Annotated in this window: 14 protein-coding genes; 9 read left to right on the forward strand and 5 right to left on the reverse strand. The window is 38.7% G+C overall.

Annotation, left to right across the window (positions count from 1 at the left end; translation table 11 throughout):
• Nucleotides 1-778: glycosyltransferase family 2 protein (locus JHD79_RS07315; protein WP_199118564.1), on the reverse strand; the 778-nt coding region annotated here is incomplete at its 3' end.
• 88 nt (nt 779-866) lie between these two features.
• On the opposite strand from JHD79_RS07315, the gene JHD79_RS07320 reads away from it, so the two are divergent.
• Together JHD79_RS07320 and JHD79_RS07325 are read left to right on the forward strand one after the other, a co-directional pair.
• The gene (locus tag JHD79_RS07320) at nt 867-2,393 is read left to right on the forward strand and encodes a lipopolysaccharide biosynthesis protein (protein WP_199118565.1); all 1,527 of its coding nucleotides are present in this window, start codon (nt 867-869) and stop codon (nt 2,391-2,393) included.
• The gene (locus JHD79_RS07325) at nt 2,390-3,127 is read left to right on the forward strand and encodes a glycosyltransferase family 32 protein (RefSeq protein WP_199118566.1); all 738 of its coding nucleotides are present in this window, start codon (nt 2,390-2,392) and stop codon (nt 3,125-3,127) included. The genes JHD79_RS07320 and JHD79_RS07325 overlap by 4 nt, the downstream gene beginning before the upstream one ends.
• A gap of 147 nt (nt 3,128-3,274) precedes the next feature.
• On the opposite strand, the gene JHD79_RS07330 is transcribed toward JHD79_RS07325, so the two are convergent.
• The 3 genes from JHD79_RS07330 to JHD79_RS07335 all read right to left on the reverse strand — a co-directional run bounded on the left by JHD79_RS07330 (nt 3,275) and on the right by JHD79_RS07335 (nt 8,010).
• Nucleotides 3,275-4,993 (reverse strand): S9 family peptidase, encoded by a 1,719-nt coding sequence (locus tag JHD79_RS07330; protein ID WP_199118567.1) that lies wholly within the window; start codon nt 4,991-4,993, stop codon nt 3,275-3,277.
• 67 nt (nt 4,994-5,060) lie between these two features.
• The gene (locus tag JHD79_RS22945) at nt 5,061-5,192 is read right to left on the reverse strand and encodes a hypothetical protein (RefSeq protein ID WP_255533781.1); all 132 of its coding nucleotides are present in this window, start codon (nt 5,190-5,192) and stop codon (nt 5,061-5,063) included.
• Nucleotides 5,193-5,703: 511 nt separating this feature from the next.
• Entirely contained in the window at nt 5,704-8,010 is a 2,307-nt protein-coding gene (locus JHD79_RS07335; RefSeq protein WP_199118568.1) for a Tex family protein, read from the reverse strand.
• Between the two features lie 216 nt (nt 8,011-8,226).
• Between JHD79_RS07335 and JHD79_RS07340 the strand changes: the two genes are divergently transcribed.
• The 6 genes from JHD79_RS07340 (at nt 8,227) to JHD79_RS07365 (ending at nt 12,136) form a co-directional block, all read left to right on the forward strand.
• Complete coding sequence (locus tag JHD79_RS07340; RefSeq protein ID WP_199118569.1) at nt 8,227-8,619, forward strand: hypothetical protein; 393 nt, start codon at nt 8,227-8,229, stop codon at nt 8,617-8,619.
• 135 nt (nt 8,620-8,754) lie between these two features.
• Nucleotides 8,755-9,954, forward strand: a complete 1,200-nt coding sequence (gene hflX / locus JHD79_RS07345) for a GTPase HflX (protein ID WP_199118570.1) — start codon at nt 8,755-8,757, stop codon at nt 9,952-9,954.
• 52 nt (nt 9,955-10,006) lie between these two features.
• Nucleotides 10,007-10,387, forward strand: a complete 381-nt coding sequence (gene rbfA / locus JHD79_RS07350) for a 30S ribosome-binding factor RbfA (protein WP_199118571.1) — start codon at nt 10,007-10,009, stop codon at nt 10,385-10,387.
• Nucleotides 10,380-11,018: a hemolysin III family protein gene (locus JHD79_RS07355; RefSeq protein ID WP_199118572.1), complete on the forward strand. Its 639-nt coding sequence runs from the start codon at nt 10,380-10,382 to the stop codon at nt 11,016-11,018. Before rbfA ends, JHD79_RS07355 begins: the two co-directional genes overlap by 8 nt.
• A 57-nt stretch (nt 11,019-11,075) precedes the next feature.
• Nucleotides 11,076-11,729 carry a TonB family protein gene (locus tag JHD79_RS07360; RefSeq protein WP_199118573.1) on the forward strand — a complete coding sequence of 218 codons (654 nt, stop codon included), beginning with the start codon at nt 11,076-11,078 and terminating at the stop codon, nt 11,727-11,729.
• 2 nt (nt 11,730-11,731) lie between these two features.
• Nucleotides 11,732-12,136, forward strand: a complete 405-nt coding sequence (locus tag JHD79_RS07365) for a hypothetical protein (RefSeq protein ID WP_199118574.1) — start codon at nt 11,732-11,734, stop codon at nt 12,134-12,136.
• Here JHD79_RS07365 and JHD79_RS07370 read toward each other — a convergent pair.
• Nucleotides 12,120-13,004, reverse strand: coding sequence for a diacylglycerol kinase family protein (locus JHD79_RS07370; protein ID WP_199118575.1), 885 nt, complete (start codon nt 13,002-13,004; stop codon nt 12,120-12,122). The two genes, JHD79_RS07365 and JHD79_RS07370, sit on opposite strands and share 17 nt — an antisense overlap.
• Nucleotides 13,005-13,055: 51 nt before the next feature.
• Between JHD79_RS07370 and JHD79_RS07375 the strand changes: the two genes are divergently transcribed.
• A complete protein-coding gene (locus JHD79_RS07375) occupies nt 13,056-14,033 on the forward strand; it encodes an App1 family protein (RefSeq protein WP_199118576.1) in 978 nt (325 codons plus the stop codon).
• The last annotated feature ends 30 nt before the right edge of the window (nt 14,034-14,063 follow it).

The following is a 14,063-nucleotide window of genomic DNA, read 5'->3' on the forward strand; positions in this document are numbered from 1 at the left end:
ACGCAGGTCTCGTGGGCTCGGAGATGTGTATAAGAGACAGCTTCCAAACTGTAGCAAAGGCATATTTTATAAATAGAAAGGCTGATTCAAAAAAGCCTAATTTTTCACTCTCCCTTAAAATTTTCCAGGTATGGCTAACGGCTTTTAGTTTGTTGGAGGAAACTGAACCCTTCCTAATTCGATATAGCACTAAGGGCTCATTAATGCCATAACCACTAAATGGTTTTTTAAAAATGTCTAACCAAAAAATCCAATCTTCGTGACCAGCTTTTTTAAATTTTGTATCTCCAATTACGCTTTTTAAAATTAATGAGGTAGAGAAAATGATCACATTGTGGGATAACAACTGTCTGTAATTTATGCTATATGGCACTTCGATTTTTCTCGAAATAATTGCTCCAGCTTCATCAATCCTATTGTAGGCACAGAAAGTCATTGGGAGCAATTTTTCCTCCATGTAGCTTACCTGTTTCGCTAGTTTATCTATCAACCAAATATCATCGCTATCTAAAAAGGCAATGTATTTACCTGTAGCATTTTCTAGGCCTACATTTCTGGCATTAGAAACCCCACCATTTCGTTCCAGTTTAATTAGCTTGATATTGCTATGCTTTTGTACAAAAGCTTCAATTACTTTACAGGAATCATCTTTAGATTTGTCGTCCACAATAATTAATTCCCAATTACTGTAGGTTTGGTCAATGACCGAATTGATGGTGGCTGTTATAAAGTTTGCCGAGTTATAACAGGGGATAATAATAGATATAAGAGGTTCCAATCCAAATTTATTTTAACATTACCAAAATAGGTATAAATTTCAAACATAAGTCGAATAAAAACGATTACTTTAGTAGAACTATTTATATATGGATAGAAGACGTTTTGTAATTAATCTGGTTTCCAATTTCTTTAGCGCACTGTCGGGGGTTGGTATTTCGTTTTTTCTAACTCCCTATATTGTGGAGCACCTGGGTAAAGAGGCTTATGGTTTCTTCCCTTTGTCCAATAATTTTGTGATGTATGCTGGAATTATTACAACGGCGTTAAACTCTATGTCTAGTCGTTATATCACCATAAGCCTAGAAAAAAAAGACATCAAAGAAGTAAATACCTATTTTAACTCGGTATTATTTGGCAATATTCTTATTTCCATAGGCTTTGTTCTAGTCAGTGCAGTATTCTGCTTTTTCATTGACCGCATACTTGATATCCCTGGTAATCTATTGTATGATGTCCGCTTGCTGTTTATCTTTATATTTATAAGTTTGATTATCAATGTGTCATCTGCCGTGTTTTCGGTAACTGCCTTTGCCCTAAATAGATTTGACAAACTGGCGTTCATCAACATTATCTCCAATGTTTTAAAGCTGGGCATTATCATTATTCTATTTTATTTTTTTACGCCAAGGATCTATTTTCTGGGTGTAGTTACAGCGGTAACGGCCGTATATATATGTTATGCCAATTATAGGGTCACCAAGAAGCTGCTTCCAGAAGTGCAGATAGATTGGTCTTTTTTTTCTAGAAGTGCCTTATCTCTTATTGTAGGCTCTGGAATTTGGAATTCCATTATGGCCATGTCTAATGTGATCAATACGCAGTTGGATTTGTTGATCGCCAACCATTTTTTTAAGGCTTCCGGTATGGGGTTCCTGTCCTTAACAAAATTTATCCCCAACGCCATTTATATACTTCTTGGCATAATTGTGCCCATATTTTTGCCAGAGATGTTAAAGGCCTACGCTCAAAATGACATGAGAAAACTGAAACTGAACCTAGATTTATCATTTAAAGCCATCTTTTTGGTGGTGTTGATGCCTTTAGCAGTTTTCTTTATTTATGGAGATGTGTTTTTTAAGCTATGGTTGCCCACCCAGGATTCTAAAGCCCTGCACATACTCTCCGTTATCACTTTGGTCCCCTTTATAGTGCATGGTACTATTGAAACGGTATATCATGTTTTTGTGATTACCAATAAACTTAAAATAGCATCTTTTTGGGGTATTTTTATTTCCATCCTCAACTTTATACTGGTGATCCTGCTATGCTTGTATAGCTCTCTAGGTGTATATGCCATACCGGTAGCCGCTTTGATCAGTGGGGTATTCAGTCATTTGACATTTACACCACTATACGCGGCCTATTGCCTGCAGGAAAGTAGATGGTATTTCTTTTTAAAGATGATAAAAGGCCTTTCTGGCTTCATTGTATTGATATTGATTACCTTCGGCTGGAGAAAGTTAAACTTGATAACGACAGATACCTGGCTGACTTTTATGGCCAACTGTTTTATTCTTGGCATTATCTTATTGATCGTTACCCTATTCATGAAGTTTGATAAAGCCACTCGGACTGATGTCTATAAAAAACTGAAACAAAAAGTAAATTTATGATACCTAAGATCATCCATTATTGTTGGTTTGGCAATGGAGAGATGCCCGAATTGGTGCTCAAGTGTTTAGAGTCGTGGAAAAAATACTTACCTGAATATGAGATTAGGAGATGGAGTGAGGAGAATTTCGGTATCAATGGATACCGTTTTGCTACTGAGGCCTATAAAGAGAGGAAGTTTGCTTTTGTGGCAGATGTGTGCCGCCTGCATGCACTAAAGCAAATGGGCGGGGTGTATTTAGATACAGATGTAGAGTTTCTAAGGCCGTTAGATGACACTATACTCAATAATAAAGCTTTCACGGGTTTCGAGGATAACCTGCTGTTGTCTTCAGCTATTATGGGCAGTGAAAAGAATGGACAATGGATAAACGATCTGCTGTCTTATTATGAAGACAAAAGCTTCTATTTAAAAGATGGAAGTTTGGATGTTAACCCTAATACCGAGATCATCACTGCTTTTATGAAAGATAAAAAGGAAGTGGTGATCAACAATACCTTCCAAAAGCTAGAAGACTATTGCACCATTTATCCGAGCGATTATTTCTGCCCGAAAAGCTGGAAGACATTAAAGATAAATACGAGCCCAAATACGTACTGCATACATCATTTTGCAGGTTCTTGGATTCATAAAGAATTTAGTCTTATAGGCAAGATCGCCAATATTTTATTGGGGAAAAGAACTGCTGAGTTTTTATCTGAACGATACCGAAAAATAAGAGCTAAAATTACTTAAGGGAATCGGATTTAAATTTTTCGGGATCGATTATTTACGGAAACTTCATTTCGCCGAAGCTCCGCAAATAATCGAAAAATGGTTGTTATCGCAACGTCAATAAAGGCTGGTCAGCATATTCAGCCACCTTAAAGTTTGTTCAAAAGCCTATTCTTTCTTTTGCTTTAAGTGCTTGTCTAAAAACTTTTCCATTGCACCGTAAAAATCGTATTGGTTGTTTTGGTTATGAAAACCATGCCCTTCGTCGTTTTTAACCATATACTCTACGTCTACACCCCTTGCTTTTAGGGCAGCTACCATTTGATCGCTTTCGGCCTTGTTTACCCTTGGGTCATTAGCGCCTTGCGCTATAAATAATGGTGTTTTTATTTTGTCGGTATGTAATGCAGGAGAAACTTCTGCTAGTAATAAGCTATCTTTCTTTGGGTTGCCTACCATTTCATGGAACTGGTCTAGGTAAGGTTTCCAGTAAGGAGGGATAGTGTTCATAAAAGTAAACATATTACTCACCCCTACGTAATCTACCGCTGCAGCATAAAGATCTGGTGTAAATGTGATGCCTGCTAGTGTTGCATACCCTCCATAGCTTGCTCCATAAATAGCTATACGCTTGGGATCGGCAATTCCTTCTTTCTTTAAATATTCTACACCATCTGTAATGTCATTCTGCATTTTTTTGCCCCACTCCTTAAATGAAGCTTCCCAAAATTTTCTTCCATAGCCGGTACTTCCTCTGAAATTCATTTGTAGTACGGCATAACCCCTGTTGGCTAGAAATTGTACCTCCGGGTTAAAGTACCAACTGTCTCTTGCCCAAGGGCCGCCATGCGGATTAATAACTACAGGTAAGTTTTTAGCTTCTATCCCCAAGGGCAGGGTAAGATATCCATGTATTTCCAGTCCATCTCTCGATTTATAAGTAACGGGCTTGATATGGCTCATTTGTTTTTCATCTATCCACGGAAAAGGATTGGCTGCTTCTTTGGATTCCTTGGTTTTAAAGTCGTACAAATAGTATTTAGCGGGCAGTCTGTCATTGCCTATCCAAACTATGGCTTTGGTTCTGGCATCGTTATAGCTTATAATATCTGCCAAATAGCCCTCAAATTTTGCATCCAGCCCTTTTTGTATTTCTTCCCATTCTTTATCAAAAAAATGTTTCTCTGTCTTTTCTGCATCCCATGTGGCATTTACCAATACTTGTTTCTTCCTGTCGTAAAAAATGCCCGATAAATCGTAGTCTTTATTGCCGAAAATTTCTTTTACCTCTTTTTTGGCTGCTGGGTCATATTCTATCAGAGAGGTTTTGTCCCTGCCTATATTGCTAAGCACATAGATATTCTTATTGTCTTTATCAAAAGAAGAGGGAGAAAATGATTCCCTAAAGGAGGTAGTAAGCAAAGGGGTGAAATTATCTTTGTCGCTATTTCGGTAATTCCATGTAATGTTTACCCCATCTGTTTTTGAGGCAAGACGAATTATGCCGGCATTATCGGTAACCCAAGAGTCATAGTTCTCTTTGTTGTCAAATAACAAGGTCAGGGCACCGGTTTCAATATTGATGAGGTACGGGTCGAAATATTCCTTCACTCTTTTATTAATACCTACGATGAGCTCTTTCTCTCTGCCCGGAATTTCTGTTAAGGCATCAATAATGTCTGTTCTTATACCTGAAAAAGGAGTTAATGCTTTTAAAGCTGTACCATCAGCTTTAACAGAGAACAATTGGAAGTTTTCATCGCCTCCAATATCTTGTGCATAAACAATCCTATCGCCTTTCCAAAAATATCCACCAATACTTCTTAAGGTATCGCTGGTAACCCGAATGGCTGTGGTATCGTTTGCCTTTTGAACAAAAATGTTCATCTTGCCTTTGTAGTCGGCACGGTAGCTAAAGTAATTACCGTCTGGAGAAATTCTAAAAGTACTCTTTTCACCATTTTTTGAAGAATGTGGAAAGGTCTAATAAAGGTGCGGGTGTTTCTTTTTCTTCATGTGATTTGCAGCCTGGCAGCAAATACAATATTGCGGCGATAAATGATATAATCAGCCCTATTTTTTTCATCTGCATAAAATTTTGTTTTTCATTAGTTTACATTGTTGTTCAATGGAATTTTTCAGTTTTGTTCATCACTTCAATGGCTTTCAAGAGCTCAGCCTGCATGGCTTCGGTTCAAGCTGCCTCGGCAGTTCAGTGGCAATGAAGCTGTCATGATTTTATTTCCTATAGGCTTTGCAAAAAGCATCATGCTTCATCACGCCTATTTTATTTATATTTTTTGGCCATCAGGCCATGTTTGCTCTGGCCTGACCTTCAATATCAAATATAAAAAAACTTTCCAGAAATGAAAATTGTTATGTATTGAATATCAAAACTTTATGTGTGTTCTTTGCGAAAAAATATGATCTGTAAGTCCATGAAATAGATACATCGCAGATGGTTGGAATTACAGCAATCTGCTATGTGTGCTACTTGACGGCCTTTCCCGCCTCATGTTGGGTATTGGGTTTTGAACGAATTTAAAGGTGTTGCTAGGGCTTTACAAAATGTATAATATGCCAGGCCATAATTCACCTTATTTAAACATCCCTTTCAGTTTAGCCAATTTTGCCTGTAAATCCCCATCAACCTCTTTTTCTTTTTTTGGAGAATGTGGATTGAATTGCTTTTTTGCCGGTTCATTGCTATCTCGTTTCTGCTCGTTGTTTCTTTCCCCTTGCTCCTTATTCCTGGGGCCTTGTTCTTTGCTCCTAACTATCCCTTCTTCCTTCATCGATAAAGAAATACGTTTGCGTGCTACATCAATATCGGTGACAGTAACCTGTACCACTTGACTTACCTTGACCACTTCATTTGGATTAGCGACGAATCTGTTGGCCAGTTGACTGGTATGCACCAAACCATCTTGATGAACGCCGATATCCACAAAAGCACCGAAGTTGGTAATGTTGGTTACAATGCCCTTTAACTTCATTCCCTTTCTCAGATCGTCAATACTATTTACACCATCCGCAAAGCTAAAAGCTTCAAATTGTTCACGGGGATCGCGGCCAGGTTTGGCTAATTCTTTTAAGATATCTTGAAGGGTAGGCAGGCCAACCTCTCCACTCACATAGTGCTGTAGATTGAGCTGTTTTTGAAGGCTGATATCTTTTATTAATTGTGCTACAGATACCCCCAGATCTTTGGCCATTCTGTTGACCAAATCATAGCGCTCTGGATGCACACCGCTACTGTCTAAGGGTTGTTCGGCATTACGTATGCGCAAAAAACCTGCTGCCTGTTCAAAAGCTTTGTCGCCTAAACGGGGTACTTTTTTTAAGCTTTCACGGTTTTTAAATGCTCCATTCTTATTTCGGTAGTTGATGATGTTTTGTGCTAAACTTTCTCCCAATCCAGATACATAGGCTAAAATTTGTTTTGAAGCCGTGTTGAGTTCAACCCCAACGGCATTTACACAGCTCATTACCGTGTCATCTAAACTTTGTTGTAACTTATTTTGATCCACATCGTGCTGATATTGCCCTACGCCAATAGATTTGGGTTCTATTTTAACCAATTCTGCTAGCGGATCCATTAGCCTGCGACCAATGGAAATAGCGCCACGAACGGTAACATCATGATCGGGGAATTCTTCTCTGGCCAAAGGCGATGCGGAATAAATTGAGGCACCGCTTTCGTTTACCATGACCAAAGTAACGGAAAGCTTTAAGTTGCGTACAAATGTTTCGGTTTCTCTGCCTGCTGTTCCGTTGCCAATAGCGATGGCCTCAATCTCATATTTCTCACAGAGTTGGGTGATTTTCCACTCGGCATCTTTAACATTGCCTTGGCCCGTATGCGGATATATGGTCGTATTTTCTAGCAATGAACCTTGTCTATCTAAACAAACAACCTTACAGCCTGTTCTAAACCCAGGGTCTATGGCCATTACATTTTTTTGACCCAAAGGAGCAGCCATTAGTAACTGACGGGCATTGGCGGCAAAAACCCGGATGGCCTCCTCATCTGCTTTTTGTTTGATTAAGGCTCGCAGTTCTGTCTCCATGGCGGGCCGTAATAACCGTTTATAGCCATCTATTATGGCTAATTCTACCTGTCCACTGGCTGCATTATTAGCGCTGATAAAATGTTTTTCCAACAATTGGATCGCATCTTCATCGGGAGGGAGTACATCAAGTTTTAATAACCCTTCATCTTCACCTCTTAACATGGCCAATACACGGTGAGAAGGGGCGCTTTTGGCACTTTCTTCCCATTCAAAATAATCTTTGTATTTAATGGCTTCCGCCTCTTTCCCTTTTGCCACAACAGTTTTATAAGTGGCCTTTTGTTCAAAGAATTTACGCATTTTGGTACGGGCTTCCACATCCTCGCTAATCATTTCTGCAATAATGTCTCTTGCTCCAGCCAGTGCTTGTTCTGCATTGTCCACACCTTTTTCTGCATTGATATATGCTTCTGCCTCATCTGTTATATCTATTCTGCTTTGCGCAAATAAACGTAAGGCTAGTGGTTCAAGTCCTTTCTCCCTCGCAACCGAAGCCTTGGTTTTGCGTTTGGGTTTATAGGGAAGATAGATGTCCTCCAAAATGGTCATTGTTTCAGCTTCATTTATTTTCTTTTCCAATTCTGGAGTTAGTTTCTCCAATTCGGTCAAAGATTTTAAGATAGCTTCCCTACGTTTGTCGAGCTCTTTTAATTGTTGGGCTAGATCTCTAATTGCAGCAATCTGTACCTCATCTAAACTTCCGGTTAGCTCTTTACGATAACGGGAGATAAAAGGGACGGTAGCACCTTCGTTCAAAAGACTTAAGGTGGCGCTAACTTGTTTGTTGTTAATCGTTAATGTCGAAGCAATGCGATGTATATGATCAGTCATAATTAATTTAAAGAGGGCCTAAAATTAAAACTATTATATGAATTTATAGCACTATTGTTTGCCCTGATTTGAATAAGGGACATTTATAGCTTAAGGCGTGGCATAGCATGTTCGATGTTTGGTTTAGCTGGATAAAACGTATTCTTAAATAGAGTAACGGCATAGTGTTTGTTTTTCGAGGGATATTTATGTGTAACCCTAACTAAAATTAAGATTATGAAAAAGTTTAGAAAATTATTGGCCATCTCATCGTGTTTAATTGTATTAACCGTTCTTTTTTCTTGTAAGAAAGATAAGGATACGGATAAATCCCATGAAGTGGAATATAAAGTTATAGCATCATCAAACGCCACAATAAGTGCGGTTGTTCATACAAATGTTCAGGGCGACGCTACAACATTGACCAGTATAGGAAGTAATACTTGGAGTGCCAAAGTAACGGTACAGGCCGGTGTTCAGGCCATTTCTTTGGGGGCTAATGCCATCGCCACCGATGCTACTGGAACTTTGAGAATTCAGATCATAGTTGATGGAGTGGTGGTGAAGGAAAATACTTCATCTGGTCAAGCTTTAAGTGCTACAGCTGTGTATTACACAATGAATAATTAGGGCTGATTTGAGCAGTTTGGGAACGCCATCTTTATATTGGATGGCGTTTTTTGTTTAATAAAAACCTCAAACCTATGTAAGGTCTCAATTGTTGGAAATTAAACGGAAATAGATTTTGTATCTTTGTAAGATTAAATGGGAAAACAGAAATTTTATGATACCGCACCCAAGCAAGAAAGGGTGATCTTGGTAGGGGTAGTTTTACCTGGTGAAAAGGCGGAGCAGACCAAGGAATATTTAGATGAACTTGCTTTTTTGGTAAGTACGGCAGGTGGCGTGGTGGAAAAAACTTTTACCCAAAAAATGCAAAAACCAGACCGTGCTACTTTTGTGGGTACCGGCAAACTGGAAGAGATACAGGCCTATGTAAAGGCAGAAGAGATTGACATTGTGGTGTTCGATGATGAGCTTTCGCCTTCACAATTGCGAAATATAGAACGTGAATTACAGGTAAAGATATTGGATAGGAGTAATCTGATCCTCGATATTTTTGCTGGCAGGGCGCAAACGGCACAAGCTAAAACACAAGTAGAGTTGGCGCAACTTCAGTACCTGCTTCCCCGTTTAACCAGAATGTGGACCCACCTAGAGCGTCAAAAAGGAGGGATCGGAATGCGTGGCCCGGGAGAAAGTCAAATCGAGAGCGATAGAAGGATGATTTTAGAGAAAATCACCTTACTAAAAGAGCGCTTAAAATTGATCGATCGTCAAAATGAAACGCAACGGAAAAATAGAGGGCAGCTTATTCGTGTGGCTTTGGTAGGCTATACCAATGTGGGCAAGTCCACGATCATGAATATGCTCTCCAAATCGGATGTTTTTGCCGAGAATAAGCTCTTTGCAACTTTAGATACAACAGTAAGGAAAGTGGTGATTGATAATTTGCCCTTTCTGCTGTCAGATACGGTAGGCTTTATTAGAAAGTTACCGCATCATTTGGTAGAATGCTTTAAGTCTACTTTGGATGAAGTGAGAGAAGCCGATATTCTGGTGCATGTGGTAGATGTGTCGCATCCAAATTTCGAAGACCAGATACATACTGTAAACGAGACCCTGAAAGATTTAGAAGCTAGGGATAAGGATATGATTATGGTATTTAATAAAATTGATGCCTATGTAATACCCGAGCAAAATGAGCTAGTAGATGTAGAGGAACAAAAGGCACCGTTAACCCTTGCTGATTTTAAGAAAACTTGGATGGGCCAACATAATGCCCCTGCTATTTTTATATCAGCAACCCAAAAAGAAAATGTAGAAGAATTTAAAACTTTGCTGTACGATAAGGTAAAAAGTATACATACTAAGCGCTATCCGTACGATAAGTTGTTATATTAGATAAAAAGCCGTCATTTCGAGGTATGAATTAATGACGATATAGAAAATAAAAATGGAAAGTAAAAGACAGCAGAAGTTTGCGGGATTATTGCAGGAGGAATTGGCCGCCATATTTCAACGGGAGGGGGCAGCATATTTGCCCAATACATTGGTTACCATTACAAAAGTTCGTGTATCGCCAGATTTGGCTGTAGCAAAAGTATACTTAAGCTTTTTGAATACCAATAACACGAGTTTGTCTGTAGCGACTGTCAATGCCCACTCTAGTGAGATCAGGTATAAATTGGGTGCTCGTATTCGTCATCAGGCCAGGGTAGTACCCACCTTGTCTTTCTTTGTTGACGATACCAATGAATATGTTGAACGTATGGATCAGATTTTCGACAAGATAGCAAAGGATCGTAAAGAGACCGATGTAAACGATAATGAATAAATATATTCGGGAGCCCGGAAATTTCATTACGCATTTTTTACCGGCAGTGTTAGCACTGCCCGGTCTGTACCTTTTATTGGAGAAGTCTTCAGGCTCTTTGGAGCATACTGCTGCCATGATATATGGATTAGGTATTTTTATACTATTTAGTGTAAGTGCTATTTATCACAGTTTACCTCGGGCACCCTATTGGATAAGGTTTTGGCAGAAATTTGATCATTGCTGCATTTACTTAATGATCGCAGGGTCATTTACCCCAACTGCTTTAATCATTTTCGAAGGTTGGGTCCGTTGGTTGCTATTTGGTTTGGTATGGCTTATTGCGGTAATGGGTTGCTTGCTTAAAATTTTTAACCGATTAAAGAATTCAGCTATTTCTACAGGCTTATATATTGCCATGGGCTGCTTGATTATTCCCTTCATCACTAAAATGATAGCGCAAGTGCCCCCAATTGGCTTGTTATGGCTATTTATGGGAGGTGTCTTTTATATAGGAGGAACTTATTACTATGCTAAAGATAAACCACTGCATAGGTATCTTCATAGCCACGAACTTTGGCATGTTTTCGTGAATTTTGGGGCCTTATGCCATTATGTATATAATTACGCCTACGTATTTGGCAATAGGTAAATTGTCATAATACCACTATACTTTTAGGGTTTTGCTGATTATTTCTTAAATTTAAGCATGTGTAGATTGATATTGATCTTGTTTGTCTGTTTTTCAGGATTTGCAAAGGCCCAGGAACCTCAATTAAAGAGGGGATTGAGCAACTTTGTTAAAGAATATACCATTTATCCCACCTATTCGCGTAATCACTGCATTCAGGGAACCATAGAGGTTGGCTTCAAACTGAATAAAGAGGGGAAGGTATATTATGCGACTATAACAAGGGGGATTGGTGCCGATCTCGATGCAGAGGCACTTCGGTTAATTAGGTTAACCAGCGGGAAGTGGCAAATGCCGGTAAGTTACGATACCACAGCACTCATCCGTTCGCCTATGAATTTTTCATTAGTTGATTATGGTTGTGAAAATGTAAATCCCGGGGCAGTTGGCTTATCCATTAAGAAATATAATGACGAAATGGTTTCTATCAATAAAATTGTCAACTTTTATCGTAACATCGAACAGGGGATAGAAAATTTTATAGAAGAATCTAAAATCATAGCGTTAAAGAATGATTTAGAAATTGATGATAATTTTCTTGCTCAAAAAATAGCTATAGCAGAGAAAAAAATTAAGCAGGGCGATTTGCAAAGCGCATGTGAAGACTTTAAGTTTGTAAAATATATGGGTTCAACCAAAGCAGATAAACAGTTGGCCAAATATTGTAAATAACTATGCGTATACTTTTTCGTGTGCTGGCCTTTTTAGATGCTATTTCATTGGTTTTTATGGTTATGCAACTATGGGTGATTATCCATAACTTTTCTAAGACCACGCTGCCCTCAGAAAAAATAAGTAACATGCTAATGTTTCCCATGTTTTTCTTGATCGCTATTGGGGCCTATGGCTTATTTTTCCAAAAGAAATATGGTTTTTTGAGCTATTATATACAGTTTCCCTTTCGTCTGTATCTTTGGATATTTACAGTTGGTTTTATTACATTATTGCCAGAAGCTTTAGGCAATTATGAAGATAAATGGTTCCCCATTTTGTTGAAGGTATGCTTTATGTGCGAATTTATCCGGCTCTATCTGACTATAAGAGGGCATATGGCTAAAAATCTTATGGTTCAGGAATAATCAGATGGATGGCTCGGGGAATTACAGAAGCCTCAATGGTGTTCACCTTTCCCAGATACTCTCCATCCACTTGAAAGTGTACTTTGTATCTCGTTGTGATCTTAATGGCCGAAGTTTGGAAACGTTCTATTTTTTCTGGATTCCAAGGGAGTTTGCTTAGCCAAATCTTGATAATTTCCATCACGGCATATTCTTTTATTAGAATAACCTCGAATACTTCATCATCTAATTTACCTTCAGGATTGATCTGCAGCCCTGTTCCATATTTGGTTGCATTGGCAATTACGACCATGGCCGCTTTTGTTTTAATGGTACGGTCATCAATTTTAAATGAGATATGCATTTTCCGATGATTCCAGAAAGCATGCCAAGCAGCTTTTGCATAGGTCAACATACCACGTTGAGGTAGCTCATCAAATCTTTTTACCAAATAAGCATTAAAACCAATATCCGATAGGTGTATGCAAAGCTCATTGTTCACCAAGGTGCCATGTATCTGTCGGGCCTTACCATGCAGGACTAATTCCAATGCTTTATCCAGCTGCATGGGTATGCCCAGTTCTTTGGCCATTCCGTTTGCCGATCCTACTGGAATGATCCCTATTGGAATCGTCGTATTTAAAAGGCATTCAGCAACAAGTTTTAAAGTCCCGTCACCACCAACAGCAACTACTTTATCGGCATTTGCCTTGGTAATCGTATTTTTAATTCTATCTAGGCTGCAGTTCTTCGGAAGCTCAAATATCTCGGCTATGGCATCCTTATCCTTAAAGTAGGCCGTAATCGCTAGCGTTAAGCTTTCTTGATTATTGCCTGAACCCCGATTTACGATAAAAAGTAAGCGTTGTTTTTTGTTTTTATAGGTCATATTACTGATATGTTATAAAAACAACTGATGCTCTTCTCTGTTTTAAATATAATGATCAAAAATTCTACGCAGGTTAAGGTATATCACGGTTATGGGCATACCCACAATTTAGTGGTATATGGGCATGTGTTTAAGTTCAGGGCAGATGTAGAACAACGATATAGCAATAATTTCCTAACCAACTTATGGCATGTTTTTAGGCTATTTGTAGTGAAACCGCTCCCATTTGCAAAGGTAAGGTTGAGCTTTAATGGTCAAATAGTTGAAGCACAGGCCGCATATGATGGTTTCTTTAAGATAGAATGGGCCGCGAAACAAGAAGTGTCAGCAGGTTGGCATATGGTTAATGTAATGGCCGTTGATGATAATGGAAATGACATTGCCCAAGCACAGGGTGAGATTTATGTGCCACACATTACACAATATGCCTTCATTTCGGATATTGATGATACCATTATGGTGTCGCATTCTAAAACCATTGCCAAAAGATTGAAAGAGCTTTTGGCCAGAAATCCGAGAACACGTCGTACTTTTCAGGATACCCGTGCCCATTATCAACTATTGGCCAATGCACATACGGTTCGAGAACAGCCCAATCCCTTTTTTTATGTGTCAAGTAGCGAGTGGAACCTGTATGATTACCTGCTTGAAACTTTTAGGTTTAATAAGCTGCCAGAAGGCACCTTTTTATTAAATCAGTTAAAAAGATGGAAAGATCTAATAAAAACAGGCAAGACGGGGCATGAAGGTAAATTGCTAAGGATTATGCGTATTATCGATGCCTTTCCCAACCAAAAGTTTATTTTTTTGGGAGATAATTCCCAGCAGGATCCTGCTATATATCAGAAAATTTCGGAGAAATATGGCAATAATATCATTGCCGTATATATTAGGAATGTGCGTGAAAAAAAAATGCCCGAAACACAAAAAATATTAGATAAATTAGAGAAGCTTAAGATCAGTACCTGTTTGTTTGAACACAGTGAAGAGGCTATTGCCCATTCTAGAGAAATAGGTCTGATTGACTAAATATAAAAAAATGAAACCATTTATGAGTTT

This window comes from Pedobacter sp. ASV28 (assembly GCF_016428855.1).
Taxonomy (GTDB): domain Bacteria; phylum Bacteroidota; class Bacteroidia; order Sphingobacteriales; family Sphingobacteriaceae; genus Pedobacter.